This window comes from Bacillus sp. FSL P2-0099 (assembly GCF_038007445.1).
GTDB lineage: Bacteria > Bacillota > Bacilli > Bacillales > Bacillaceae_G > Bacillus_A > Bacillus_A mycoides.
The window spans coordinates 4,622,595-4,648,566 of record NZ_JBBOXE010000001.1 but is presented as its reverse complement, the minus strand read 5'-3'; the positions used below and the strand labels follow the sequence as shown (position 1 = coordinate 4,648,566).

At 37.5% G+C, this 25,972-nt stretch carries 25 protein-coding genes and 2 pseudogenes; 21 read left to right on the top strand and 6 right to left on the bottom strand.

All coding sequences use genetic code 11. From position 1 onward, the window contains the following. Positions 1 to 144 precede the first annotated feature (144 nt). Together MKY90_RS24085 and MKY90_RS24080 are read left to right on the top strand one after the other, a co-directional pair. Complete coding sequence (locus tag MKY90_RS24085; RefSeq protein ID WP_002089059.1) at positions 145 to 381, top strand: DUF2553 family protein; 237 nt, start codon at positions 145 to 147, stop codon at positions 379 to 381. Position 382: 1 nt separating this feature from the next. After that, positions 383 to 565, top strand: a complete 183-nt coding sequence (locus MKY90_RS24080) for a sporulation protein Cse60 (protein ID WP_000621751.1) — start codon at positions 383 to 385, stop codon at positions 563 to 565. A gap of 34 nt (positions 566 to 599) precedes the next feature. On the opposite strand, the gene MKY90_RS24075 is transcribed toward MKY90_RS24080, so the two are convergent. Continuing rightward, positions 600 to 827, bottom strand: coding sequence for a DUF3973 domain-containing protein (locus MKY90_RS24075; RefSeq protein ID WP_002129470.1), 228 nt, complete (start codon positions 825 to 827; stop codon positions 600 to 602). A gap of 424 nt (positions 828 to 1,251) precedes the next feature. Here MKY90_RS24075 and MKY90_RS24070 point away from each other — a divergent pair, with 424 nt between their 5' ends. Both MKY90_RS24070 and MKY90_RS24065 read left to right on the top strand, forming a co-directional pair. Further along, positions 1,252 to 1,683 (top strand): SRPBCC family protein, encoded by a 432-nt coding sequence (locus MKY90_RS24070; RefSeq protein ID WP_002015664.1) that lies wholly within the window; start codon positions 1,252 to 1,254, stop codon positions 1,681 to 1,683. Continuing rightward, positions 1,684 to 2,007, top strand: coding sequence for an ArsR/SmtB family transcription factor (locus MKY90_RS24065; protein ID WP_002015665.1), 324 nt, complete (start codon positions 1,684 to 1,686; stop codon positions 2,005 to 2,007). A 40-nt stretch (positions 2,008 to 2,047) separates the two neighbouring features. Here MKY90_RS24065 and MKY90_RS24060 read toward each other — a convergent pair whose 3' ends face one another. Both MKY90_RS24060 and MKY90_RS24055 read right to left on the bottom strand, forming a co-directional pair. Then, entirely contained in the window at positions 2,048 to 3,490 is a 1,443-nt protein-coding gene (locus MKY90_RS24060; RefSeq protein WP_341092736.1) for an MDR family MFS transporter, read from the bottom strand. Positions 3,491 to 3,702: 212 nt separating this feature from the next. After that, positions 3,703 to 4,974 (bottom strand): BaiN/RdsA family NAD(P)/FAD-dependent oxidoreductase, encoded by a 1,272-nt coding sequence (locus MKY90_RS24055; protein WP_098167608.1) that lies wholly within the window; start codon positions 4,972 to 4,974, stop codon positions 3,703 to 3,705. Positions 4,975 to 5,257: 283 nt separating this feature from the next. On the opposite strand from MKY90_RS24055, the gene MKY90_RS24050 reads away from it, so the two are divergent. Further along, entirely contained in the window at positions 5,258 to 6,910 is a 1,653-nt protein-coding gene (locus MKY90_RS24050) for a putative polysaccharide biosynthesis protein (RefSeq protein WP_002129465.1), read from the top strand. A gap of 41 nt (positions 6,911 to 6,951) precedes the next feature. Then, positions 6,952 to 7,680 (top strand): pseudouridine synthase, encoded by a 729-nt coding sequence (locus tag MKY90_RS24045; RefSeq protein WP_002034388.1) that lies wholly within the window; start codon positions 6,952 to 6,954, stop codon positions 7,678 to 7,680. Positions 7,681 to 7,762: 82 nt separating this feature from the next. On the opposite strand, the gene MKY90_RS24040 is transcribed toward MKY90_RS24045, so the two are convergent. Next, entirely contained in the window at positions 7,763 to 7,984 is a 222-nt protein-coding gene (locus MKY90_RS24040) for a DeoR family transcriptional regulator (protein WP_000805512.1), read from the bottom strand. 357 nt (positions 7,985 to 8,341) lie between these two features. Between MKY90_RS24040 and pepV the strand changes: the two genes are divergently transcribed. The 4 genes from pepV to MKY90_RS24020 all read left to right on the top strand — a co-directional run bounded on the left by pepV (position 8,342) and on the right by MKY90_RS24020 (position 13,719). Continuing rightward, on the top strand, positions 8,342 to 9,748 hold the full coding sequence (pepV, locus tag MKY90_RS24035) for a dipeptidase PepV (protein WP_002034386.1): 1,407 nt from the start codon (positions 8,342 to 8,344) through the stop codon (positions 9,746 to 9,748). A gap of 103 nt (positions 9,749 to 9,851) precedes the next feature. After that, positions 9,852 to 10,397 carry an RNA 2',3'-cyclic phosphodiesterase gene (thpR, locus tag MKY90_RS24030; RefSeq protein WP_098167606.1) on the top strand — a complete coding sequence of 182 codons (546 nt, stop codon included), beginning with the start codon at positions 9,852 to 9,854 and terminating at the stop codon, positions 10,395 to 10,397. A gap of 137 nt (positions 10,398 to 10,534) precedes the next feature. Then, the gene (gene pulA, locus MKY90_RS24025; protein ID WP_098167605.1) at positions 10,535 to 12,676 is read left to right on the top strand and encodes a type I pullulanase; all 2,142 of its coding nucleotides are present in this window, start codon (positions 10,535 to 10,537) and stop codon (positions 12,674 to 12,676) included. Between the two features lie 245 nt (positions 12,677 to 12,921). Beyond that, positions 12,922 to 13,719 (top strand): phosphotransferase family protein, encoded by a 798-nt coding sequence (locus tag MKY90_RS24020; protein ID WP_002034382.1) that lies wholly within the window; start codon positions 12,922 to 12,924, stop codon positions 13,717 to 13,719. Positions 13,720 to 13,722: 3 nt separating this feature from the next. Here the strand turns inward: MKY90_RS24020 and MKY90_RS24015 are convergent, their stop codons facing one another. Further along, positions 13,723 to 14,001: a YtzH-like family protein gene (locus tag MKY90_RS24015; protein WP_002015625.1), complete on the bottom strand. Its 279-nt coding sequence runs from the start codon at positions 13,999 to 14,001 to the stop codon at positions 13,723 to 13,725. A 232-nt stretch (positions 14,002 to 14,233) separates the two neighbouring features. Between MKY90_RS24015 and trmB the strand changes: the two genes are divergently transcribed. Beyond that, positions 14,234 to 14,887 carry a tRNA (guanosine(46)-N7)-methyltransferase TrmB gene (gene trmB / locus MKY90_RS24010; protein ID WP_002015624.1) on the top strand — a complete coding sequence of 218 codons (654 nt, stop codon included), beginning with the start codon at positions 14,234 to 14,236 and terminating at the stop codon, positions 14,885 to 14,887. A gap of 70 nt (positions 14,888 to 14,957) precedes the next feature. Beyond that, positions 14,958 to 15,812: a YtnP family quorum-quenching lactonase gene (locus tag MKY90_RS24005; RefSeq protein ID WP_445661553.1), complete on the top strand. Its 855-nt coding sequence runs from the start codon at positions 14,958 to 14,960 to the stop codon at positions 15,810 to 15,812. 128 nt (positions 15,813 to 15,940) lie between these two features. Here the strand turns inward: MKY90_RS24005 and MKY90_RS24000 are convergent, their stop codons facing one another. Then, positions 15,941 to 16,252, bottom strand: coding sequence for a PepSY domain-containing protein (locus tag MKY90_RS24000; RefSeq protein ID WP_002015622.1), 312 nt, complete (start codon positions 16,250 to 16,252; stop codon positions 15,941 to 15,943). 148 nt (positions 16,253 to 16,400) lie between these two features. Here MKY90_RS24000 and MKY90_RS23995 point away from each other — a divergent pair, with 148 nt between their 5' ends. The 9 genes and pseudogenes from MKY90_RS23995 to MKY90_RS23960 all read left to right on the top strand — a co-directional run bounded on the left by MKY90_RS23995 (position 16,401) and on the right by MKY90_RS23960 (position 25,920). Next, positions 16,401 to 17,474 (top strand): M42 family metallopeptidase, encoded by a 1,074-nt coding sequence (locus MKY90_RS23995; protein WP_002167551.1) that lies wholly within the window; start codon positions 16,401 to 16,403, stop codon positions 17,472 to 17,474. 164 nt (positions 17,475 to 17,638) lie between these two features. Next, positions 17,639 to 18,148, top strand: coding sequence for a DUF84 family protein (locus MKY90_RS23990; RefSeq protein WP_002089045.1), 510 nt, complete (start codon positions 17,639 to 17,641; stop codon positions 18,146 to 18,148). Between the two features lie 83 nt (positions 18,149 to 18,231). Next, positions 18,232 to 18,546 (top strand): thioredoxin family protein, encoded by a 315-nt coding sequence (locus MKY90_RS23985; protein WP_002015619.1) that lies wholly within the window; start codon positions 18,232 to 18,234, stop codon positions 18,544 to 18,546. A gap of 79 nt (positions 18,547 to 18,625) precedes the next feature. Next, positions 18,626 to 19,438, top strand: a complete 813-nt coding sequence (locus MKY90_RS23980; RefSeq protein WP_002089043.1) for a DUF1444 domain-containing protein — start codon at positions 18,626 to 18,628, stop codon at positions 19,436 to 19,438. Then, entirely contained in the window at positions 19,435 to 20,049 is a 615-nt protein-coding gene (gene ytpR / locus MKY90_RS23975; protein ID WP_002089041.1) for a YtpR family tRNA-binding protein, read from the top strand. Before MKY90_RS23980 ends, ytpR begins: the two co-directional genes overlap by 4 nt. Positions 20,050 to 20,194: 145 nt before the next feature. Next, positions 20,195 to 20,539: a hypothetical protein gene (locus MKY90_RS23970; protein WP_002015616.1), complete on the top strand. Its 345-nt coding sequence runs from the start codon at positions 20,195 to 20,197 to the stop codon at positions 20,537 to 20,539. 40 nt (positions 20,540 to 20,579) lie between these two features. Next, positions 20,580 to 21,537: pseudogene (locus tag MKY90_RS23965) on the top strand (N-acetylmuramoyl-L-alanine amidase). Between the two features lie 156 nt (positions 21,538 to 21,693). Then, positions 21,694 to 23,079 (top strand): annotated as a pseudogene (locus MKY90_RS30475) (DNA translocase FtsK); the annotation flags it as partial. 21 nt (positions 23,080 to 23,100) lie between these two features. After that, positions 23,101 to 25,920, top strand: coding sequence for a DNA translocase FtsK (locus MKY90_RS23960; protein ID WP_445661552.1), 2,820 nt, complete (start codon positions 23,101 to 23,103; stop codon positions 25,918 to 25,920). The last annotated feature ends 52 nt before the right edge of the window (positions 25,921 to 25,972 follow it).

Below are 25,972 nucleotides of genomic sequence, written 5' to 3'. Positions count from 1 at the left end.
TATAAGTTGAATAAATAGGGGGGATTTTTTTAGAAAAATAGTACAGGCGCAGAAAGAGGGCATATCCACTTATTTTTAAGCATAAAATATAAAATCGCTAATACAATATACCTAAATCCGTTCTTTGCAAGGGAGGGAGAGAAGGTGGGGCGCACAATTAGAATTGATATTACAAATAAAGTTGTAGCTAAATTTAGGCAAGATTATTTGGAATTATATACGAGTAAGTTTATGATAGGTAAGTTTTATGTCTATACTGAAGATAAACAATATGTGTTAGAAGACGGATATATATATGAAGATGGAAAGTTCTATCGCATCATAGATACGCACCGTGGCAATAAACAAGCGGCGGAGGGCTGCGATCTAGGATGGTGTTAACATGATTCGTGTGAAAGTGTTTGATGAAAGTCATGAAAAAGACTTAGAAGACGCTGTAAATGTATTTTTGAAAAAAATTGATGATAGTAACTTTGTAGATATTAAGTACCAAGTCGGTGTTTCTATTAACGATGACGAAAACCAAATTTATTGTTTTTCAGCAATGATCGTTTATAAAGCATAAAAAAGAGCTGGGTGAGCCAGCTCTTTTTTATGTTTTATGTTGGGACAACATGTGTCGGTAATACGTTCATAATAGATTGAGTTGTGCCTAATTTCTTTGTCGCTAAAAGAGGCGCCCCTGTTTCATGGTTTTGGGCATCTGTACACATACCAAGGTGATAACGATCACCTAAAAATGGATCAATATAAAAACCGTTTTTAAAAACTTTATCATTCGGGTGTTTTTCATGGTGAATTTCAGAACAGTTAATGCAATAGAACATAGCTTTCATCTCCTTTTTATTTTTGTTTAAAAAAGTGGGGAGGTAGTCATTTCGCTCCTAAGGAAATGTTGAGGAGAAGAGAAATAACTACCTACCCAAATGGCGGGCATACTCCTTCTGATTTTTACATATCTCGCGTATTGTCCCCGAGGGAAGGAGGAGAGACGAAGTACAGATGAGATAAGTTAGGCGCTTCTCTCAATAGGAGTGATAGAGTTTCATATTGAGGGAATTTTCTATTTTTCATTGCCTTTGTGAGTATATTATGAAGGAATGGTGAGAGGGTGTTTGTCCTGTTGAAAAAATGTTGAGAATTTCTCAACAGTGAAAAAGAGTCTTTCTTGACATGAAACCAAAAGGTGTTATATTGTTAATGTGAAACTAAAAGGTGTTATATTTTAATGCCGAATAAAGGAGATATAAAATGGAACAACAAAATACATTAAATGATATTAAACAAACAATCGTTTTTAACGCACCTATTCAAAAAGTATGGAATGTAGTATCGACTGCAGAAGGAATTGCGTCATGGTTTATGCCAAATGATTTCGAATTGGCGGTAGGACATGAGTTTCATGTGCAATCACCTTTCGGACCATCACCATGTAAAGTGTTAGAGATTGATGAGCCGAATTATTTATCTTTCTCATGGGACACAGATGGCTGGGTTGTTTCATTTAATTTGAAAGACCTAGGAGATAATAAAACAGAATTTACGTTAATTCACGGCGGCTGGAAACATCCTGATGAAATCCTTCCGAAAGCGAATGCGAAGAGCTCTATTATTCGCGATAGAATGAATGGTGGCTGGGTAGCGATTGTAAATGAAAAACTGAAAAAGGTTGTTGAAGGTTAAGTGTCCTCGTCAGCAGCGAAATATGATGTATTTCAAGCAATTGCTGATCCAACCCGCCGAGAAGTGTTACGGTTATTAAGTGATAAAGAGTTACCAATTTCAAAAATAACGGATCATTTTCCGATGAGCCGTACTGCAGTTGTAAAGCACCTTCATATTCTTTCAGAAGCGAATTTAGTGAGTGGAAGAAAGAGCGGAAGAGAGAAGATATATCGTTTGCATCCAGAACCATTAGAGGAATTACAGCAGTGGCTCTCGTACTATGAACGATTTTGGGATAATAAATTGTCCGTGCTTAAACATATTGTGGAGAATGAAGAGTAGATTTTATGCAAAAAGGATGACCAAAATGGTCATCCTTTTTTTATTGTTCACTTGTTTGTTTACCTGGCTTTAATAGGATCCAAGCGATAATTAATGTGAATACCGCTAATACGAAAGTGCTCATATAAATGACGTGTACACTTGATGCTAATGCAGATTGTGACTCGGTTGCTACGTTTGCTGTAGCCCCTCCATGTCCGCCAGAAGAAACAAGATCAAGGTTTTTAATGCCACGTGCATGAATCATCGTATTGAAGATCGTTCCGAAGATTGCAGCTCCTAGTGTTTGACTAAATGTATTAATAAATGTATTTAAACCAACTGCCGTTCCGCGCGTATGGGCCGGTACAGCTGCTTGAATTGTTACCATGTAAATTGGTGTAACAAGCCCCATTCCTAAGCCGAATAATCCGACTGCAACATAAATAAGGAATGATGGTGAATCTGTTGATAATGTAAATAATAAGAAAGTAGCAACTGATAAAATGCTAGCTCCAAGTAAAATAATTTGTTTCGTTTGTAACTTGCCAACTAAGTTGCCGGAGAACATAGCACCGAATGTCCACATAACAGGAATCGGCATTAAAATGAGTCCAGCCTCTGTCGCATTTTTTCCTAAAACACCTTGGCTCCAAATTGGAAGATACACTGTAATACTAATAATCATTGCGCCAGCAATAAGTGTTAGTATGTTTATTGTAGATAATGTACGATTAGAGAAAAGTGCTAGCGGAATTAATGGTTCCGGAGACTTTTTCTCGATGTATAAGAAAATAATGAATGAAACAGCGGCAAAGATTAATAGGCCGATAATTGAAATGTCTCCCCAGTTTTGCTTACTGCTACCTGTTAATAATGCGTATAGTAAAGCAATTGTACTTAATGAGAAAACTGTCGCACCAAGATAGTCGATATGTTGCTTAGCGGCGGACTTAACAGATTCCTTATAAGAAGTGGCAAACATTAAGCAAGCGATAATTCCAAAAGGAACGTTTAAGAAGAAAATATAGCGCCAAGAAAGAGAATCAACTAAAAATCCACCTACTAACGGCCCAATAACACCAGATACACCCCAAACGGCACTCATCCAGCCTTGTGCTTTCGCGCGGTCTTTAGCTTCGCTATATAGATCTCCAATAATCGTCATTGTGATCGGCATAACAGCACCAGCCCCTATACCTTGAAGAGCACGGAAGAAGATTAATTGTTCCATTGATGTAACGACTCCGCAAAGTGCAGAACCGATTAAGAAGATTGTTGCTCCGATGAGCAGAACTTTTTTACGGCCGAATAAATCAGCTAGCTTTCCGTATATTGGAGTCGAAACAGCTGTTGCAAGCATATAGATTGCATATACCCAACTAACAAGTTCGACACCTGACAAATCACTCGTTATACGAGGGATCGCTGTACTAACAATCGTTCCTTCTACCGCAGAAAGAAACGTCATTAGCATTAAAGACATCATGACTTTTTTTCTCATTTGTTTTCCCCTTACCCTTTTTCGAATATTCAACAATATAAAATATAAAGGTACTAAGGTATATAAAGCAACAAAAAAGCAATGGGAAGTTAGGAGGAAGGGATATTTTTGAAGAAACGGTCGATATATTTAAAGTATCGCCAATATAATTTCGTGTACTGCTTTGCTATTTCAACATACTAAAAAAAGAAACAGGAGTCCCTGTTTCTTTTTTAGTATTGCATTTTCGCATTTTGTCCTGCTGTTGTTCCGGCAATTCGGCCAGTAACAAGGGCAGATGTAATGTTATAGCCGCCAGTATAACCGTGAATATCAAGAACTTCTCCGCAGAAGTATAAACCATTCGTGAATTTCGAAGCCATTTCTTTCGGGTTAATTTCTTTAACGGATACCCCTCCGCCAGTAACGAATGCTTTTTCAATTGACTGCGTACCATTTACATGGACGGTAAATTCTTTAAAGTCTTTCACAAGCGCGCGAATCTTCTCATGAGAAACTTGTCCAGCTTGTTCGCTACCGTCAATTTCATTTTTTTCTAATAAGAATAGGAAGTAACGCTCAGGTACATAACCTTTTAAAACGTTTTTAATTCCTTTTTTCGGGTCTTCTTTCATTTGTTTCAGCATGCGCTGGAACAGTTGCTCACTATTTTCTTCTGGCAATGCATCGATGCTCATTTGTACTGTATTCGTTTTAAACTTTTTTAGTGCTTTCACGACGAATTGGCTACAGCGAAGAGCAGCAGGACCAGATAGACCGAAGTGAGTGAAAAGCATGTCCATTTTATGAGAAATGATAACTTTTCCTTTCGGGTTTAATACACTTAAGTTTACATCTCGTAAAGCAAGACCTTGTAATGTGCGGTCACGAATAAACGGTTCGTTTGAAAGAATTGGTACTTCTGTTGGGAAAAGTTCTGTAATTGTATGCCCAGCTTTTTCAGCCCAAGCGTATCCGTCTCCAGTAGAACCAGTTTGAGGAACAGATTTTCCGCCAACAGCGATAACGACGTGATGCGTTTCTAACACTTCACCTGTTTGCAGAATAACAGCCTTCGTTTGACCGTTTTCATACTCAATCGTTTCGACAGGCGTATTCGTACGTATTTTCACACCTAAGTCTTTTAATCGTGTTAACAGTGCATCTACAACAGATTGCGCTTTATTTGATACTGGGAACATGCGGCCATGATCCTCTTCTTTCAGTTGTACACCGAGATTTTCGAAGAATGTAATAATATCTTCATTACTGAAAATAGAAAAAGCACTGTATAAGAAGCGACCATTTCCAGGTATATGTTTAACGATTTCATCAAGTGGTAGACGGTTCGTTACGTTACAACGACCACCACCAGAAATCGCAAGTTTACGTCCTAGTTTATTTCCTTTATCAAGAAGTAAGACGCTTGCGCCTTCTTCAGCAGCACCGATTGCAGCCATTAGCCCTGAAGGACCGCCGCCGATGACAATAACATCATAATGCATAATATATCGACCTCATTTTCTACATTTCCTGCCTAAAAGAATAGCATGTTTTCCCTTAAAAGAAAAATAGAGTGAAGTACTGCTTAAGAGGAGAATTGTGGTACAATACAAAAGTTAGAGTTCAGCATTATCCTGCTATTTATGGGCAATAAGACTACTATCTTAAGATTTATGAGAAGTAAAGAGGGAGTTAAAGCAGCCTGTAAATGCTTGAATGGTTAGTAGGAGGAGAGTCTCCCACTAATTATAGTTTCACTTTATGTAGATGTAGGAGGATTTTCGTATGTCCGATTCAAAATTTCTGCGCGGAACGCTTATTGTGACGTTAGGGACATTTTTAGTAAAGTTCTTAGGCATGATTTACGTTTTTCCGTTTCATGCATTAGTAGGCACAGAAGGCGGAACGCTCTATACATATGGATACATTCCATATACGATATTTTTAAGTATCGCAACGGCAGGAGTGCCGCTTGCTGTTTCTAAGTTTGTTTCCAAATATAATGCACTTGGAGATTATAAAACGAGCCGGAGAATGTTCCGCTCGGGAATGGTTATGATGATAGTAACAGGAGTTCTTTCCTTCTTAGTACTGTACATGACCGCACCATTATTTGCAGAAGCAATGCTTGGTAAACAAAGTTTACAAAATAAGATAGAAGAAGTTACGACGATTATTCGCCTCGTAAGTTTTGCGCTTATTGTTGTGCCGGCAGCAAGTTTGATTCGTGGTTATTTCCAAGGCCACCAATCGATGGGACCGACTACGGTTTCACAAATTATTGAGCAAATTATTCGTATCGTCTTTTTATTAGCGGGTAGTTTCATCGTTATTAAAGTACTTGGCGGTACAGTAGCAACGGCAGTTGGAGTTGCGACATTCGCTGCGTTCGTTTCAGCAGTTGGAGCACTCGGCGTATTAATTTGGTACTGGTTAAAACGTAAAAAATATTTGGATCAATATTTAATTGAGCAAACTGTACCAGAATCGACGGTAAGTACCGCTCAATTGTTTAAAGAGTTGTTTGCATATGCAATCCCTTACGTTGTAATTGGATTAACAATTCCTTTATATCAACAAATTGATACATTGACATTTAACTCTATTATGCAGGCGATTGGTCAAGGAGATATCGCAGAGCGAGCACTCGGTATTTTCACGATGTGGACGCATAAATTAATTATGATTCCAGTATCACTTGCAACAGCGTTTAGTTTAACGCTCGTGCCAGCGATTACAAAGTCGTTTACTGAAAAGCAATACCGTTATTTGAAATTACAAATTACACAAACATTCCAGGCGAATATGTTTTTAACATTGCCAGCAGTTGTCGGTATTTCTACACTTGCATATCCGATTTACACTGCTTTCTACGATTCAGACCCACTAGGTGGACAAGTATTAATGTGGTATGCGCCAGTTGCATTGTTATTCGCTTTATTCACAGTAACAGCAGCAATTCTGCAAGGGATTAACCAGCAGAAACATGCGATTGTTGCGCTTGTGATGGGTGTTATTTTGAAATTTGCATGTAACGTAATCTTTATTCGTTATTTCGGTACAGTTGGGGCGATTTTGGCTACTGCAGTCGGCTTCTTAGCTTCCGTATGGTATACGAATAGACAAATTAAAAAACACGCACACTATTCATTTGGTGTTGTATATAAGAGAACATTCCAAATTGCAGTCTTAACACTTGTAATGGTTATTGCTGTAAAACTATCACAATGGCTTCTATCCTTCATGATTTCGCCTGATGGCCGTATTGGTGCTCTTATTACAGTTGCGATTTGTGCAGGTATTGGTGGTCTTGTTTACGGATTGTTAGCGATTCGCACAGGAGTACTAGAAAGAGTATTTGGCGGAGAAGCTTTAGAGAAAATCCAGCGTAAACTTGGTAGTAGATTCAAAATAAAGTTGAAATCAAAAGGGGCGTAAATACGTCCCCTTTTCTATGATAAATAAAGAAGGTGAAGAACATGAGATTAGATAAATTATTAGCGAATATGGGACACGGAAGTAGAAAAGAAGTAAAGAAATTACTGAAAGACGGCGTTGTGAAGATTGATGGAACGCCAGTGAAAGATGCGAAGTTTCATGTGAATGTAGAAGAGCAAGAGGTTATGATTCACGGTGAAGTTGTGGAATATAAAGAGTTTGTTTATTTAATGATGCATAAACCACAAGGTGTTATTTCAGCGACAGAAGATGATAACCACGAAACAGTAATAGATTTATTAGAATTAGAAGATGCGATTTTCGATCCATTCCCTGTTGGAAGGCTCGATATTGATACAGAAGGTTTCTTATTAATCACAAATGATGGGAAGTTAACGCATCAACTATTATCTCCGAAAAAGCATGTGCCGAAAAAATATTATGCACACATTTCAGGTGTTGTAACGGAAGAGGATGTAATAGAATTCGCTAAAGGTGTTATTTTAGAAGATGGCTATGAAACGAAGCCAGGCGAACTTACAATTTTAAAAAGTGATGATATTTCTGAGATTGAACTCGTTATTACAGAAGGAAAATTCCATCAAGTGAAGCGTATGTTTGAAGCGGTAGGGAAAAAAGTAGTTTATTTAAAGAGAACAGAGATGGGACCTTTAATGTTAGATGAAGAGTTAGAACTTGGGCAATATCGTGAATTAACAGATGAAGAAGTAGAAATGTTAAAGACGTATCAAGTAGATAACGAAAAGTAACGCCAATTTCAGAGCATAGAAAAGACCCCTTTCTAATGAGTTAGAAAGGGGTATGTATTTATTTACATACAATTATTTTTTATTATGAGGTCATTCTCACTTTCTTTCCTGTCGTTGTCCACTTGCCGCGGCAAGGGCTATACACGAGTTCATTAAACTGCAACACATTTAGATCACGTTGTATTGTTCGCGGTGTGATCCCGAACTCATCTACAAGGTCTTTCGTTGTTACCGTACCGTTTTCATTGATGTACATATAAATCGATTTAATGCGTGTTAGCATACGAGTAGTTGTAGGTTTCAAGAGAAAACCGCTCCTCTACTAGTTTTTTTGACCCCATTCAGGAAAGAAGGTCGTTACTATCATTGTACTCTACATGATAAAATTCATGCTTTAACTTACTTAAATTTTACAAAAGTTTAACAAATATTCATATAGAAAAATATTGGTAGTTGACATTGTATGTCTGGTCAGTCAACTAACTCATAAATTTCTACGTAAAACGCCAAATTCCTGCAAATTTTTTTAAAAAAACAAAAGAAAAACTAATAAGAAATATCTGAAATATTACAATTGTCCGTTATTAGGTTTTCATGTATGGCATAAGAGATTTTCGTTTGCTATGATGAAAGAGACAATATAGTGAAGGATGGATGCGTGATGTCGACGATTAATTGGACAGAAGAAGTTACAAAACGAAAAGATGATTTAATTCGTGATACACAAAAATTTTTACAAATCAAAAGTGTATGGGAAGAAGAATCTGCGAAAGAGGGCGCACCATTTGGTGAAGGTGTAGAAAAAGCCTTATCTTTCATGTTACATAAAGGAGAAGCAGAAGGTTTCTGTTCTAAAAATTTAGAAGGATATGCAGGTCATCTTGAAATGGGACAAGGAGAAGAATTAGTAGGTATTCTTTGTCACGTTGATGTTGTACCAGAAGGAGATGGCTGGACAACTCCTGCGTATAGTGCGGATATTCGCGACGGGAAGATTTTTGCACGCGGTGCAATTGATGATAAAGGGCCGACGATGGCAGCTTATTATGCGATGAAAATCGTTAAAGAATTAGGCTTACCTCTTTCAAAACGTGTTCGTATGATTTTAGGAACAGATGAGGAAAGTAATTGGAAGTGTGTAGATCATTATTTTAAAAATGAAGAAATGCCAACAATCGGTTTTGCGCCGGATGCAGATTTTCCGATTATTAATGCGGAAAAAGGAATTTCTGACATACAAGTTGTGCAAAGTGGTGGCGAAGAGAAAGAAGGCACATTTAAGCTTATTTCATTTGAGTCAGGTCGTCGTTTAAATATGGTTCCTGATTTTGCAGAAGCAGTTATTACAGGAGAAGATGTAAATACACTTACAGTAGCGTATGAAGAGTATTTACAAACTGCTAAAAAAATAGGTAAAGCAATTGTAGAAGGAAAGACGGTGACGTTGCAAATCAAAGGGATTTCAGCTCACGGATCTACTCCGGAAAAGGGAGAAAATGCAGGTTTATTATTGGTAAACTTCTTAACGAAAGTTTCTCTTGATGGAAAAGGGGCTTCATTTGCCTCGTTTGTAACAGAAACATTTACAGGTGATATTATGGGAGAAAAAGCTGGTATTTCTTATAAAGACGATATTAGCGGGCCGTTAACAGTGAATGTTGGTCGCCTGTCTTACTCGCAAGAAAACGGTGGTAATTTAGGATTAAATGTACGCTATCCAGTTACAACTAACTTTGAAGAAACAATTGCAAAGTTAAAAGAATATGTTGGTACTCATGGATTTGAAGTAGCGGATTATTCTAACTCTCGCCCGCATCACGTTGACAAAGATCATACGTTAATTCGTACTTTGCAACGTGTATATGAAGAACAAACTGGTGAAAAAGCTGAATTGTTAGCAATTGGCGGTGGTACTTATGCTCGTTCATTGAAAGCTGGTGTTGCATTTGGCCCGTTATTCCCAGGAAAAGAAGAACTTGCGCATCAAAAAGACGAGTACATTGAAATTGAAGATTTATTAAAAGCGACAGCGATTTATGCTCAGGCAATTCATGAATTAGCGAAATAAAAGATATTTAAATAATGACCGCTCTCTACTTTAGAGGGCGGATTCTTTTTAGCTGAATGAGATAAGGAAGAAAAGCAACAATAACATAAAGGAGACGATGTAGATGGTGCCGCATTATTTTGTCGCAGTAACTTTACCACGTCATATAAAAGAAATTCTTTCTAATTATAAAGAGGAAATGAAGGATGAATTACCATTTCGCTCGTGGGTACATGAAGAAGACTATCATATTACCCTTTCATTTTTAGGAAGTGCGACAGAGGAACAGTTAGAAGGAATAAAGAATGGATTACAAACACTTACAGAAAAAACGGAATTATCGTTCACGTTACAAGGACTTTCTACATTCGGACAGGTGGACCAGCCGCGTATATTTTGGGCGGGGATAAGTGATAATCAAGATTTGTTTACTTTACAAAAGCAAGTGCATATAATTTGTGAAGAAAATGGCTTCTCTCTAGATACACGTCCTTATCATCCACATATTACTGTTGCGCGTAAATGGGTAGGAGAAAAAGTGTTTGATCTGACAAATGTAAAAGAGTTACCTGTAACATCATTTCAAGCAGATACGATTACTTTGTATGAATCTCACGTTAAGGAAACGCCGAAGTATAAATCGATTACTGAAATAAAACTACAAAAATAGAATGTATGAAAACGTTTTTTATACAGGTGAATATACTATAGGGAATAATGTGTTACTGTATAGAGCTTCGCTGATAAGAAAACCCTTATCATTTGCAGCTCGTTTCATTTTAACTTTAAGAATGATGGTGATTTTTTATGTTGAAAGTAAAACGTCCATTTGATGCCTATTTAGATGAAATGAATAAAATTACAATTTTGCTCCCGCATGCGTATGGAACAAGCCGGACATTTCGTTTACAAGAAGGAAGCAATGTGAAAGAGTTACCGATTGTTCATACTATTGCTCTTCCAGATGCAACGAAGTATGAATGTTTTATAGAAGAGCCGATAGATGTGGGGAAGTATTATACAGTACGGGATGAACGGAATGAAGAAACAGATTTACAAATAGGCGCTGTGATTCGAACAGTAGTTTTCGATGAAAAATATTATTACGAAGGTACCGACTTAGGTGCTGTGTATACAAAAGAAGAAACAATATTTAAAGTATGGGCTCCGACTGCAAGGCTTGCGAAAGTACGGATTTATAAAAGTGATAAAGAATATATTGATTATGAAATGTACAGAGAAGAAAACGGAGTGTGGATTCATACATTACAAGGTGATCATGATGGAGCACGATATACATTCCTTGTTTGTATTAATTTAATATGGAACGAAGCGGTTGACCCTTATGCAAAGTCTGCGACGATAAATGGAAAATACGGCGTCGTTATCGATTTGGAAAAAACGAATGTGACAAAACGAGTAGAATTATCACCATTACAGTCAATGACAGATGCCATATTGTATGAACTGCATATTCGTGACGCTACTATTCACCCAAACAGTGGGGTGAATAAGAAAGGAACATATAAAGGGCTAATGGAAGAGGAGACAGTAGGGCGAAATGGGACATTAACAGGATTGTCTCATATAAAAGATTTAGGCGTTACACATGTTGAACTATTACCTTTACATTGTTTTGGTGGTATAGATGAAGTGAATCCTGCTTCCGCATATAATTGGGGCTACAATCCGTTATATTACAATATACCAACAGGATTTTATGTTACAAACCTTTCTGATCCATATAACAGGATAGTAGAGTGTAAACAACTAATTGAAACATTTCATGATCACGGCATTCGAGTGATTATAGATGTTGTATATAATCATGTTTATGAAAGAGAATTATCATCATTTGAGAAGCTTGTCCCGGGATATTATTTTCGTCATGGGGAAGACGGTATGCCTTCTAATGGGACGGGAGTTGGAAATGATATAGCATCTGAACGGAAAATGATGAGGAAATTTATTATAGAATCTGTTTTATATTGGCTTACTGAATACAATGTTGATGGATTTCGATTTGATTTAATGGGAATTTTAGATGTTGAAACGATGAATGAATTAGAAAAAGAAGTACGAAAAATAAAGCAGGATGCGCTGTTATTAGGTGAAGGATGGGATTTGCAAACACCGCTTCCTCTTGAAGAGAAAGCGACGTTAAATAATGCGAATAAAATGCCATGTATCGCACAGTTTAATGATCAATTTCGTGATGGAATAAAAGGAAGTACTTTTAATATAAATAAACGTGGCTTTGCATTTGGTGGGCATGTAGACTGTAATCATTTGCAGTATATAGTAGCTGGTAGCCTTTTAAGTATGAAAGAAACAGGATTGTTCCTAGAGCCAGTACAAAGCATCAACTATGTAGAATGTCATGACAATATGACGATGTGGGATAAACTAGTGCAAAGTAATCCAGAATCAGAAGAAATTTTGAAAAGGCGTCATCGTTTAGCAACCGCAATGGTTATTCTTTCACAAGGGATTCCTTTCTTACATGCGGGGCAAGAGTTTTATCGTACGAAGCAAGGGAACGAAAATAGCTATAATGCAAATGATGAAATTAATCAATTAGATTGGGATCAAAAAGAGAAAGAGATGGAGACCATTAACTATATAAAAGGGTTAATTGCGATTCGCAAAGGGCACGGGGCATTCCGATTACAAAATGCGGACCTTATAAAAAAGCATATGACTTTTTTGCAAACATCTACAGAAGTACTGGCATACCACCTAGAGCATGTAGAATTATTTGGACCGTGGAAAGAGATTGTAGTTTTATTTAATAGCGGTTTAGAAGCTAAAACGGTGCAGCTTCCAAAAGAAGAAACGTGGCATGTGTTAGTAAACGAAAAGCAAGCGAAAATAGAGCCAATTTCTTCATTTAGAGGAAAGGAACTTCAATTGGCTCCAATTAGCACGTATATATTGACGATAATGTGACAAATCGCTACTTGACGATGAGAATGTAATAAATGTAGAATTGACAAAGGTGACGATTTTCATAAGTTGTCATTCTATGATTGATTTTGTAAAATAAACTAGAAGAACAGGTGATTTATCCTGTTTTCGGCTTATGCCAAGTTTTTTCATTCAAATACAGTAAAATATATGAATCCACAACATGCGTAGAAATGTTGCGGTTTTTCTTTTCATAACTATAAAAGATAAGGATTTGTTAACGGGTAATGAATATGGAATGGTTGGAACAATTATTAGGAAAAGAGTGGAGTCTTATACCGGCTGGTGGAGTAACGGGCGATGCATATATTGCGCAAAACGGACAACAAAAGTTATTTTTAAAGCGGAATACATCGCCCTTTTTAGCGGTATTGTCAGCAGAAGGAATTGTTCCAAAATTACTTTGGACAAGAAGGGTAACGAACGGTGATGTAATTTCTGCTCAAAAATGGCTTCCGGGACAGAAGTTAGAGCCAGAGGATATGAAACTAGAACGTGTTGCGAAACTTTTGAAGAAAATACACTCCTCTAAAGCGCTTGTGCAGATGATTCAAAGGCTAGGAAAGCAGCCGCTTCATGCGCAAGAGTTATTACAACAATTACAGCTCGTTTTAAGAGGAGATATAAGAGTTGATGAAACAATTCAGCAAGGTCTTCAATATTTAACGGAGTCATTAAAAGATATTGAGTACAATGAATTCGTTGTATGCCATTGTGATGTAAACCATAACAATTGGATATTGTCGGACGAAGATGAATTGTTTTTAATTGATTGGGATGGGGCTGTTATTGCTGACCCAGCTTTAGATCTTGGTATGTTATTATATTGGTATGTTCCGCGCCATGAATGGAGTGAGTGGCTCGGATATTATGAGATTGAACTAGATGAATCATTGCTTAGGCGTATGAGATGGTATGTGATAGCACAAACGATTTTATCTATGCAATGGCACACAACAAAAAAGCAGCAAGCAGAAGCTAAATATTGGCATCAATATTTACAGCAACTACTTGCTTCAGAATAATACTTAAGAAAAATTGTCCATTCCAGCAATCCACTGAGTAAGTTGTTCTTGATTATTGGAAATATGGTTGTCCAAATTAGAGGAAGATTTACCCGATTGACTATAAGAATATACATCGTTTAGCATTACTTTAGTGTCACTACTTATACTATCGTTTGCGAGTAACGATTGAATGAGTCGCTCTAATTGCTCGCATTCAGAAACTGTCCCGCAGCAATCACTTTGATGGTTGATTAAAATATCTTTTAACACTTCTAATTGATGCTGTTGATTAATTGGCATGAACGGATCATCCTTTCGAGTGTTTTTCTCTCCCTAGAAATGTAAGAGAAAAAGCTGTTTCGTCATGGAATGTTTAATGCTTTATGTAGTTTTTATCAAAATGGTACATCTTATACTTGAAAGAAACGGACCGAGTGCTCGTACGTACTTGGTTTTTTGTTTGATAGATTGATTAAAACAGAAAGAAGGAATTTTTCCTTTAAAATAGTTTTGTAAAGAGAGGGAGACATCTATGCGTTTAAGACATAAGCCTTATGCAATGGATCGAATTAATGAGTATTCACATATCGTAATTGGAAACCCAGAGGAGAGCGCTGGTAACTGGAAAGAAATATTTGGAAATGAACAGCCAATTCATATTGAAGTAGGTACAGGACGTGGCCGCTTCATGTATGATATGGCAAAAGCAAATCCGCATATTAACTATATTGGAATTGAAAAATTCACAAGTGTTGTTGTAGATGCACTTGATAAATTAATTGAAGAAGAAGTACCGAACTTAAAGTTAATTAATAAAGATGCTGAAGATTTAACAGTTTTCTTTGCGAAAGGTGAAATTGACCGCGTTTATTTAAACTTCTCAGATCCATGGCCGAAGAATCGTCATACGAAGCGTCGTTTAACGTATAAAACATTTTTACGCAATTATGAAGAAGTGTTAGTAGATGGCGGAGAAATTCATTTCAAAACTGATAACCAAGGTTTATTTGAATATTCTATTATGAGTATGGCTGAGTATGGTATGTTATTAACTTACCTTAGCCTAGATCTTCATAATAGTGATTATGAAGGAAACATTATGACAGAATACGAAGAGAAATTTTCTAGTAAAGGTCATCGTATTTATCGAGTTGAAGCAAAATATCGTACGGAGCCTATGCAGTAATGCATAGGTTTTTTATATGAAAAATAATCGGAATATTATGTTAAAATTAAATGGAAAAGGGGGATGGGATATGGAACAGTTACAAATTGGAAATATAAAAGTGACGTGGCTAAAAGGTGGGAATACACATTTAGATGGAGGCGCGATGTTTGGAGTTGTGCCAAAAATACTTTGGTCACGAAAATATAAACATAATGATACAAATCATATTTATTTACGAACAGATCCGTTACTCTTACAAACGAAAGAAGGAAACATACTTATTGATTCAGGGATAGGGAATGGTAAATTGAATGGGAAAATGAAGCGAAATCAAGGTGTAACTGAAGAATCATCAGTTAAGGAATCTTTGGAAAAATTGGGACTGCATACTGAAGATATTCATTACGTCTTAATGACGCATCTTCATTTTGACCATGCATCTGGTTTAACAAAATGGGAGGGAAATCACCTTGTTCCGGCGTTTCCGAACGCAACGATTTATGTAAGTGAGACTGAATGGAATGAAATGAAAAATCCGAATGTTAGATCGCGTAATACATATTGGAAGGAAAATTGGGAGCCAATCGTTGATAAGATTGTTACGTTCAGGAAAGAAATAGAAATTACGGATGAAATAAAGATGGTGCATACGGGTGGTCATAGCGATGGACATGCCGTTGTCGTCCTTGAAAGTCAGGGTGAAACGATGCTTCATTTAGCGGACATTTTACCGACGCATGCACATCAAAATGTATTATGGGTAATGGCATACGATGACTATCCAATGACATCGATTGAACATAAACAAAAGTGGATGAAGTATGGTGCTGAAAAAGAGGCGTGGTTTACTTTTTATCATGATGCATATTACCGTGCAGTAAAGTGGAATGAGGAAGGGCATATAGTGGAGAAAATAGAGAGACAAACAAATATAGAAGCTTAATATTAATAAGAGGAAGGTGTCCAAAAATATTTATTGGAACAATCTCCACTTATTATGTATTGCTGTTATTATCAGCTTTTGTTGGTAATTCTAAAAAAAAAGAGGTTCACCTAATGGGAAACCTCTTTTTATGCTGCTATAACCTCTAAAACAGTACCTGTTTTAGCATCAACTAAAAATTCAAATCGTTCTTGTATTTCATCTAACATCGTTGTAAGACCGCCGCGATAAACTTCATACGCGACATCATATTTTTCAAATGCCTCTGGAACCATATGTACCCAAGAGCCAGTAATTTCACCTTTATGACTTAATGCTTGTTTCACCATTTTCAATGCTTTTTCTGAAGAAATATGGGATTGTTCTTGTACTTTGTTTGCAACGAAATAACCAGCTGCGAATCCAACGCCAAGACCTGTGACTAAACCTTTCCAGCTCATATATTCACCTCAATTCTGTAAAATAAAAATAGTGTACCAATAATAATTATAATGCAAATGCAACTAAAAAAGAAGAAACTAGAAACATTTCGAAAATTTCGTTACAATAAAAGAGGTATTCTACTAAGGTTTGAAAGAAGGGGACTTCGTGAATAAAGAGACATTACAATTATTTCGTACGTTAACAGAATTACAAGGTGCATCAGGTTTTGAACATGATGTGCGCAGTTTTATGAAGCAAGAATTAAGCAAATATGCTGATGAGATTGTGCAAGACGGTTTAGGTAGCGTATTTGGTCTGAAAAAAGGGGACGAAACTGGCCCGCGCGTTCTTGTAGCAGGTCATATGGATGAAGTAGGTTTCATGGTTACGCAAATTACGAAAAATGGGATGCTTCGTTTTCAAACGTTAGGTGGCTGGTGGAGCCAAGTACTATTAGCTCAGCGTGTACAAGTTATGACGAAGAATGGTCCTGTTATTGGGGTTGTTGGTTCCATTCCTCCTCATTTATTAAGTGATGCGCAACGTGCAAAACCGATGGATATAAAAAATATGTTAATTGATATAGGTGCAGATAGTTATGAAGATGCGATTGAAATTGGCATAAAGCCAGGGCAACAAATCGTTCCAATCTGCCCATTCACGCCAATGGCAAATGAAAAGAAAATTATGGCGAAAGCTTGGGACAACCGCTATGGATGTGGCCTTGCTATCGAATTGCTAAAGGAATTAAAAGATGAAACATTACCAAACACATTATACTCTGGTGCGACTGTACAAGAAGAAGTAGGTCTTCGCGGAGCACAAACTGCTGCAAATATGATTCAACCAGATATTTTCTATGCGCTTGATGCAAGTCCAGCAAATGATGCATCTGGTGATAAGACGCAGTTCGGTCAATTAGGAAAAGGCGCTCTTCTTCGTATTTATGACCGTACAATGGTAACACATAGAGGAATGCGTGAATTCATTTTAGATACAGCAGAAACACATAACATTCCGTACCAATACTTTATTTCACAAGGTGGTACAGATGCGGGCCGTGTGCATACAAGTAACTCTGGTATCCCATCAGCAGTAATTGGTGTTTGTGCACGCTACGTTCATACACATGCTTCTATTTTACATGTTGATGATTATGCGGCAGCGAAGGAATTAATTACGAAGCTTGTGAGAGCAACGGACAAAACGACGTTAGAGACAATTAAGAATAACGCGTAAAGAGGAAGGGTGAAAAACCCTTCTTTTTTTAGGTTGAATAGATGACCCAGCGATGAGTGAGAGCGGTCAGGCGCACTACGGTATAAATCTCAGTCATGAAGACTGATTTGGTGTTCGAGGCTAGTATTAGGATAGAGTGATGAATTTATATAGAGGTGAATGAAATGAAGGTAGTAGTTGGATCGAAGAATAAGACGAAGGTTGGGGCTGTGGAGAAGGTTTGGGAAGATGCTGAAATTACATCTCTTTCTGTTCCATCAGGAGTAGCAAATCAGCCTTTTTCAGATGAAGAGACGATGCAAGGAGCAGTAAATAGAGCGAAGAGAGCATTGCAGGAAGGTGCAGCTCATATCGGCATTGGGCTAGAAGGCGGCGTTATGAAAACGGAGCATGGGTTATTTATGTGTAACTGGGGTGCTTTAGCGACGATTGAAGGTAAAACATTTGTTGCGGGAGGGGCGCGTATTAAGTTACCAGACGATTTTTTAGCACCGCTTGAAGAAGGAAAAGAGCTAAGTGAAGTGATGGAAGAGTTTGTAGAGCGAAAAGATATTCGTAGTCACGAAGGTGCTATCGGTATTTTTACAGATGATTATGTCGACCGAACGGAATTATTTGTACACGTTGTTAAGTTACTTGTTGGGCAATATAAGTATGATGAAAAGCAAGCATAAACCTTGCACCATGCGCGATGTATGGTAGTATAAAGAAAAGATTATAGTGTGAAAAAGTGCACTCGTTAGAGGAGGAAATATAGATGAAATCATTAGAAAGCATGGAACAATTCCAAGAATTAAAAAATGAAGAGAATGTAGTCTTCATGTTCTCAGCGGAATGGTGCCCAGATTGCCGTTTCGTTGATCCATTTATGCCAGAAGTGGAAGAGAAGTATAGTGACTTCTCATTTTACTATGTAGATCGTGATGAATTTATTGATTTATGCGTGAAAGTAGACGTATTTGGCATTCCAAGCTTTGTAGCGTACAATAAAGGTGAAGAAACTGGACGCTATGTAAATAAAGATCGTAAAACACAAGAGCAAATCGAAGAGTTTATTGAAGGTTTAAAATAAGACAATTAGCCAATTGAATTGTAAAAACAACCTCTACCTTCGCGGGGGAGGTTATTTTTTTGGAAGGGAGGAAAAAGAGATGAAAATGACAAGTAAAAAGATGAAAGACGAGTTAATGAAGAAATTATCTCGACCAGAATGGGACTGTCATTATGATAGCGAGAAAGAAGTTCTTCGTATTGAACAAACAGACTCGAAAAAAGGTATTAACGTATCACTTCCAGGAGTAGTTGCAAAATGGGAAGTGAACAAAGAAAAAGCAATTGAAGAGGTCGCTTATTACGTACAAGAAGCGCTAATTGCAATGCATAAAGAAGAAAATAGCACGGCGAAAATTTTACCTGTTATTCGCTCTACTTCTTTCCCGAAACAATCAGAAGAAGGAAATCCGTTTATTATGACGGACCATACGGCGGAAACACGTATTTACTATGCGCTAGATTCTAATAAAACGTATCGATTAATTGATGAGCGCTTATTGCAAAAATTAGAGCTTACAGAGGAACAAGTACGTGAAATGGCATTATTTAATGCTCGCTCATTAGGCTATGAATTTAAGCAGGAGACAGTAGCAGGTAATACATTCTACTTTTTAAACACAAATGATGGATACGATGCGAGTCGTATTTTAAACGAATCGTTACTACACTCGATGCGTGAAAAGATCTCTGGTGATATGGTTGTTGCAGTTCCTCACCAAGATGTATTAATTATTGCTGATATCGTCAACGAAATCGGTTATGATATTATTGCACAAATGACAATGAAATTTTTTGCCGAAGGGCATGTTCCGATTACATCACTTTCATTCGTATATGAAGATGGAGACTTCGAACCAATCTTTATTTTAGCGAAGAATCGGAAGAAGACAGATGGAAAAGAGAAAGGATGAACGAAGTGAACGTTTTTTACAACCTTGAAGGAATTGGTGACACTTTAATTGTTACCTTACAAGATATTACTTTAGAAAACCGTACATTTGACCGCAAAGGAGATGTTGCTCGCGTATACGATCGTGAAAGCAACGTAACAGCAGGATTCAACATCTTTAATGCGTCTTCTTATGTAGAAGTAACAGACAACGGAAACGTTACATTAACGAAAGAGTTTGTTGAAAAAATTAACGGAATTTTAGCGAAGAATGGCTTTGAAGAAAAAGTAGAAGCTGATTTCACGCCGAAATTTGTTGTAGGCTATGTAGCTGAAAAAGAGAAGCATCCAAATGCTGATAAATTAAACATTTGTACAGTAGAAATCGGTACAGAAACATTACAAATCGTATGTGGTGCACCAAACGTTGACGCAGGACAAAAAGTTGTTGTTGCAAAAATCGGTGCTGTAATGCCAAGTGGTATGTTAATTAAACCAGCTGAACTTCGCGGTGTTCCTTCTTCTGGAATGATTTGCTCTGCACGTGAGTTAGAGCTTCCAGATGCTCCAGAAGAAAAAGGTATTCTTGTATTAGAAGATAGCTTTGAAGTTGGACAAGAATTTAAATTTTAATTGATGTTAGAAAAAGTAGTCTCTCATATGTGAGGCTATTTTTTTTTGTACGAAATTCCTAGGATTGTAACGTTTCCTCTCAAAATCTATATTGTATTTCAAAAATGGATTAGGTAAAATTTAGAAAAAAGAAGGGGGTAGACGTATGAAACAACAACCAAAAATTGCAGAACTTCTGAAACGAATTGAAACTTCAAAGCAGCAAGATATCGAACTAGGTTCCTATGAAATATATGTGTTTAGCGAAAATGAATTAGAAAAAGGACAAATCGGTTATCGATATGATAAACATAAAAATTCATTAATAAGTGAAGAAAGTGGAAAATGGAAAGAGGAATGGATTGTTATCGGATATGAAACGGATATGGGGGATCCTGTTTTCGTAAATGTAGCTGATGATGCTTATCTAGTCTATACCGCAGAGCGTGGTACAGAAACGTGGCAACCCGTTCATATTGGAAATATGGATGAAATTATAAAACAATTATAAGAAAAACTTTGAGACCGGTGCAAAGTGATAGGAGAGAAAAATGAAGTATATAAAAATAATGAGCGCTATTGCAGTCATTGGAATATATATGGGAGGTTGTTCGCAAGAAGAGCCGAAAAAAAGAAACAACCTCTTCTATACAAGAAAAAAACAAAGATAATAAGGAAGACGCACCGGTAGAAAAGCAGCAAGAAGAACAAGAAAAGAAAGAACAGCCGCAAGCAATTCAAACGAATGAGCAAGTGGAACATAAGCAGGAGGAAGTGCCGGCCGAGGAAAAGAAAGAGGAAACTACGCCGCTGCAGCTAACTGAGCAACCGCTGCAAAATAATGAACAAAAAGTAGAGAGTAATGAAAAACAAGAAAAGTTTCTCGTCGTTATTGATCCAGGGCATCGACAAAAAGCGAATTTAAATTTAGAGGCAATTGGTCCAGGAGCAACTACGCAAAAATATAAAGTAACAGACGGAACAGCGGGAGTTGTAACGAAAAAGAGGGAATCAGTTCTTGTATTAGAGATGGCTTTTATATTGAAAGAAAAACTGGAAGCAAAAGGTATACAAGTATTGATGACGAGAACGTCACATGAGGTTGATATAAGTAATAAGGAACGAGCAACATTCGCGAATGATCATAAAGCGAATTTATTTTTGCGCCTTCACGCAGATGGTTCTGAAAATCCAAATCAAAGTGGATTTGCTGTATTGACACCGGCAGAAGGAAGTCCGTATACGAAAGAGATTTATGCTGAAAGTCTTCAAATCTCTCAAACGATAGTAAATAAAATGAGAGAGAATCATCAAGTGAAAGTAAATGGAATTAAATTTCGGGATGATCTTTCTGGATTTAATTGGTCAAAAGTTCCAGGAGTACTATTAGAACTTGGATTTATGTCAAACCCTGAAGAAGACAAAAAATTATCTGACCCACAGTATGTAAATTCTTTATTGCAAAGTGTAACGGATAGTGTGGATGAATATCGGAAGGGTAAAGATTAAACGAGGTCTTACATGTAAGACCTCGTTTTTCTATATGAAAAACAATCGTGAATTAGAATATTATGGATAAAACTAATATGCTTAATTTTACCTGCACTTTTTGCCGAATGCTGATACAATAAAGGATGTTACTATTTAGTAGAAAGAGTGGTAAACATGTTAGATTGGATGAAAAAGCTGTTTAACAAAGAGGAAGAAAAAACAGTGATGAATAAAGAAGTACCGGCACAAATTGAAAGTCAGCCGAAAATTCCTCGTGTAAACCACTACACTGAAGCAAGAGAAGCACAAATGGCAAGTCGGAATGCAGGGAAATGTCGTTTTCCATTAATACCAGATAATGGCTTCGATGAGGAGGATGTAAGAGAACTGCCTAACTTTGAAGAACAACCTATTCAAAGAGGAGCATATGAAGAACACCCTACTCAAAGAGGAATAAAAGTGGAAAGAAGCAGACGACCGTATGTGGAAACAGAAGCACCTACATATGAGGAACCGGAATTGCAATATGAACCGGAACCAGAGCCTGTCGTAAAAAAAGCATTCGTACCGTCGCAAGAAAGTAACCGTAGACCATTTCGTCCAACAGAAATGATTTCTCCGATTTATGGATATAACCGTCCTTCAGTAGAAACGAAGGTTGTGCAGGAGGAAGAAAAGGTAAGAGAAGATCTTGAAATATCTGTTGAAGGAAAAGCTGTTGTTGACGCATGGTTAGAGAAAAAGGGATATACATTATCTGACTTTTCGGGAGTTCTACAAGGAAGTTCATCTGTTAAGAACGGAGTGAACGAACGAAGTAATAAAGTAGAAGAAAAATCGGTTGTGGATACATGGTTAGAGAAAAACGGTTACGAAGTTGAACGTCAAGCCCCTTCATTAGAAGAAAGCCTAAGTGATGATTTGCTTCATAAAACAGTAGGACAGCATGTGGAAAAAGAGGCTACAATTGTACAAGCCTTGAAGCAGGAGCAAGATGTAGTGGCGTTATCATCTACAGAAGATAACGAAGAAACTTTACAAGAAGAGTCAATAGATTCTAAAGTAGAGCATGTGTATTCGATATTAACAGAAGAAAATGAATGTAATACAGAAATAGAAGAAACTGTTGCTGAAGTTGCAGCAAATCAAGTCGAAGAAGAAACATTAGAAGATGTAGTGATTGTAAAAGCAGATGAAAAGCTTGAAGAAACAATTACTATAGAAATACCAGATGCTTTTGAAGAAGAAGCTAAGGAAGCAGAAGAAGTTGTGGAATTAGAGAAATCTAAGGAAGCGACAGAAGAAGTTGTGGAATTAGAGAAATCTGAGGAAGCGACAGAAGAAGTTGTGGAATTAGAGAAACCTGAGGAAGCAGCAGAAGAAGTTGTGGAATTAGAGAAATCTGAGGAAGCGATAGAAGAAGTTGTGGAATTAGAGAAACCTGAGGAAGCAGCAGAAGAAGTTGTGGAATTAGAAGAAACTAAGGAAGCGACAGAAGAAGTTGTGGAATTAGAGAAATCTGAGGAAGTGACAGAAGAAGTTGTGGAATTAGAAGAAACTTAGGAAGCGACAGAAGAAGTTGTGGAATTAGAGAAATCTGAGGAAGTGACAGAAGAAGTTGTGGAATTAGAAGAAACTAAGGAAGCGACAGAAGAAGTTGTGGAATTAGAGAAATCTGAGGAAGTGACAGAAGAAGTTGCAGAATTAGAGGAAGCTGAGGAAGCAGAAGAAGTTGTGGAATTAGAGGAAGCTGAGGAAGCAGAAGAAGTTGTAGAATTAGAGAAATCTGAGGAAGCGACAGAAGAAGTTGCGGAGTTAGAAGAAGATAAGGAAGCAGAAGAAGTTGTGGAGTTAGAAGAATCTGAGGAAGCAGAAGAAGTTGTGGAATTAGAGAAATCTGAGGAAGCGACAGAAGAAGTTGTGGAGTTAGAAGAAGCTAAGGAAGCAGAAGAAGTTGTGGAGTTAGAAGAAACTGAGGAAGCGACAGAAGAAGTTGTGGAATTAGAGAAATCTGAGGAAGCGACAGAAGAAGTTGTGGAATTAGAAGAAGCTAAGGAAGCAGAAGAAGTTGTGGAGTTAGAAGAAACTGAGGAAGCGACAGAAGAAGTTGTGGAATTAGAGAAACCTGAGGAAGCGACAGAAGAAGTTGTGGAATTAGAAGAAACTGAGGAAGCAATAGAAGAAGTTGCAGAATTAGAGGAAGCTGAGGAAGCAGCAGAAGAAGTTGTGGAATTAGAGAAATCTGAGGAAGCGACAGAAGAAGTTGCGGAGTTAGAGGGTACTAAGGAAGAAGAACCAACTTCTCAAGAAACAGTAATTGAAGAAACGATGAATACAGATTTAGTGGAAAATACACCAGTTGCAGAGCAACCAGTGATTTCTCAACAAGAAACAATTACGTTCAAGGAAGAAAGTGAAGTATTCGTACCAGTTTCAGAAACGGATGAGCAAACAAAGAAAGATGTTCAAAACTTTGCGAACGTTTTAGTTGAAGAAGCGGAAGAAAAGAAGCAAGTTGCTGAAGAACAGCCTGCTTTACAAATAGAAGAACCGAAACGTGAGAAAAAACGTCATGTCCCATTTAATGTTGTCATGTTAAAGCAGGATAGAAAGAAATTAATGGAAAGACATGCGGCAAGAACGAACGTAATGCAATCAACTGTCAGTGAACGAGTGGAAGAAAAGCCAATGCAGCAAGTGGTAGTAGAACCACAAGCAGAAGAAAAGCCAATGCAGCAAATGGTAGTAGACCCGCAAGTGGAAGAAAAACCAGTGCAACAAGTGGTAGTAGACCCGCAAGTGGAAGAAAGTCCAGTGCAGCAAGTGGTAGTAGAAGCTCAAGTGGAAGAAAAACCAATGCAACAAGTAGTGGTGGCTGGACAAGTACAAGAGCCAATTTCAAGTACGGAAGTACAAGAGAAAGCATATGTTGTAAATCAAAAAGAGAACGATATGCGCAACGTACTACAAGCGCCACCGAAGTATGAACTTCCGCCATTAACGTTGTTGTCAATTCCACAGCAGGCAGCATTAGATAATACGGAGTGGCTAGAAGAACAGGAAGAATTATTAAATACGACATTTAATAATTTCCATGTTGGAGCACATGTGATTAATGTGTCACAAGGGCCGGCGGTAACTCGTTTTGAAGTACAACCAGACCCAGGTGTGAAAGTAAATAAAATTACAAATTTAAGTGATGATATTAAGTTAAGTTTAGCTGCGAAAGATATTCGAATTGAAGCGCCAATTCCAGGGAAGAGTGCAATTGGAATTGAAGTTCCAAACAAGGAAAGTAAGCCAGTATTCCTGCGTGAAATTTTAAGAAGTCCTGTATTTACAAAGAGTGAATCACCGCTTACAGTTGCGCTGGGGCTTGATATTTCCGGTGATCCAATTGTAACGGATATTCGAAAAATGCCACATGGACTTATTGCGGGTGCAACTGGTTCAGGGAAAAGTGTTTGCATTAACGCGATTTTAACGAGCATTTTATATAAAGCGAAGCCGCATGAAGTGAAGTTGATACTAATTGATCCGAAGATGGTTGAGCTTGCACCATACAATTCTGTTCCACATCTTGTAGCACCTGTTATTACTGACGTAAAAGCAGCTACAGCTGCGTTAAAGTGGGCGGTTGAAGAGATGGAACGTCGTTATGAATTGTTTGCTCATGCTGGTGCTCGTGATTTAACTCGTTACAATACGATTGTAAGTGGTAGAGAAATCCCAGGTGAGACATTACCTTATATTGTAATTGTCATTGACGAGTTAGCGGACTTAATGATGGTTGCTCCTGGTGATGTGGAGGAAGCGATTTGTCGTATTGCACAAAAAGCTCGTGCTTGTGGTATTCACTTATTAGTTGCGACGCAGCGTCCATCTGTAGACGTTATTACAGGTTTAATTAAATCAAACATTCCAACGCGTATTGCGTTTACAGTATCATCTCAAGTTGATTCGCGTACGATCATCGATATTGGGGGCGCGGAGAAGTTACTTGGTCGTGGTGATATGCTATTTTTAGGAAACGGCACATCTAAACCAGTTCGTGTACAAGGTGTATACGTATCAGATGATGAGATTGAAAGAACAGTTGATCATGTGAAAAAGCAAATGAAGCCAAACTACTTATTTAAGCAAGAGGATTTATTAGCAAAATCAGAGCAGAGTGAGTCTGAAGATGAACTATTTTTTGATGCATGTCAATTTGTTGTAGAGCAAGGGGGAGCGTCCACATCTTCTGTACAGAGAAAATTCCGCATAGGTTATAATCGCGCGGCACGTCTAATTGAAGAGATGGAGTCGCAAGGGATTATTTCTGAAGGAAGAGGAACGAAACCGAGAGATGTCCTTATTTCTGAGGATGAATTCGCTGCTATGCAGGAAACAAATGTATAGGAAACGGTTTTGCTGTATACTAATAGAAAATGTTGGATAGTAAAGTAGGGAG

What these genes read in the sequence shown, in the direction of transcription:
- ytpR (WP_002089041.1), top strand. Translation starts at nt 19,435, where the DNA reads ATGAACGAAGTGAACGTTTTTTACAACCTTGAAGGAATTGGTGACACT.
- MKY90_RS24075 (WP_002129470.1), bottom strand. Translation starts at nt 827, where the DNA reads ATGTTCTATTGCATTAACTGTTCTGAAATTCACCATGAAAAACACCCG.
- MKY90_RS23985 (WP_002015619.1), top strand. Translation starts at nt 18,232, where the DNA reads ATGAAATCATTAGAAAGCATGGAACAATTCCAAGAATTAAAAAATGAA.
- MKY90_RS23970 (WP_002015616.1), top strand. Translation starts at nt 20,195, where the DNA reads ATGAAACAACAACCAAAAATTGCAGAACTTCTGAAACGAATTGAAACT.
- MKY90_RS23990 (WP_002089045.1), top strand. Translation starts at nt 17,639, where the DNA reads ATGAAGGTAGTAGTTGGATCGAAGAATAAGACGAAGGTTGGGGCTGTG.
- pulA (WP_098167605.1), top strand. Translation starts at nt 10,535, where the DNA reads ATGTTGAAAGTAAAACGTCCATTTGATGCCTATTTAGATGAAATGAAT.
- MKY90_RS24015 (WP_002015625.1), bottom strand. Translation starts at nt 14,001, where the DNA reads ATGCCAATTAATCAACAGCATCAATTAGAAGTGTTAAAAGATATTTTA.
- MKY90_RS24060 (WP_341092736.1), bottom strand. Translation starts at nt 3,490, where the DNA reads ATGAGAAAAAAAGTCATGATGTCTTTAATGCTAATGACGTTTCTTTCT.
- MKY90_RS23980 (WP_002089043.1), top strand. Translation starts at nt 18,626, where the DNA reads ATGAAAATGACAAGTAAAAAGATGAAAGACGAGTTAATGAAGAAATTA.
- MKY90_RS24045 (WP_002034388.1), top strand. Translation starts at nt 6,952, where the DNA reads ATGAGATTAGATAAATTATTAGCGAATATGGGACACGGAAGTAGAAAA.
- MKY90_RS24070 (WP_002015664.1), top strand. Translation starts at nt 1,252, where the DNA reads ATGGAACAACAAAATACATTAAATGATATTAAACAAACAATCGTTTTT.
- MKY90_RS24080 (WP_000621751.1), top strand. Translation starts at nt 383, where the DNA reads ATGATTCGTGTGAAAGTGTTTGATGAAAGTCATGAAAAAGACTTAGAA.
- trmB (WP_002015624.1), top strand. Translation starts at nt 14,234, where the DNA reads ATGCGTTTAAGACATAAGCCTTATGCAATGGATCGAATTAATGAGTAT.
- MKY90_RS24000 (WP_002015622.1), bottom strand. Translation starts at nt 16,252, where the DNA reads ATGAGCTGGAAAGGTTTAGTCACAGGTCTTGGCGTTGGATTCGCAGCT.
- thpR (WP_098167606.1), top strand. Translation starts at nt 9,852, where the DNA reads ATGGTGCCGCATTATTTTGTCGCAGTAACTTTACCACGTCATATAAAA.
- pepV (WP_002034386.1), top strand. Translation starts at nt 8,342, where the DNA reads ATGTCGACGATTAATTGGACAGAAGAAGTTACAAAACGAAAAGATGAT.
- MKY90_RS24020 (WP_002034382.1), top strand. Translation starts at nt 12,922, where the DNA reads ATGAATATGGAATGGTTGGAACAATTATTAGGAAAAGAGTGGAGTCTT.
- MKY90_RS24050 (WP_002129465.1), top strand. Translation starts at nt 5,258, where the DNA reads ATGTCCGATTCAAAATTTCTGCGCGGAACGCTTATTGTGACGTTAGGG.
- MKY90_RS24055 (WP_098167608.1), bottom strand. Translation starts at nt 4,974, where the DNA reads ATGCATTATGATGTTATTGTCATCGGCGGCGGTCCTTCAGGGCTAATG.
- MKY90_RS24005 (WP_445661553.1), top strand. Translation starts at nt 14,958, where the DNA reads ATGGAACAGTTACAAATTGGAAATATAAAAGTGACGTGGCTAAAAGGT.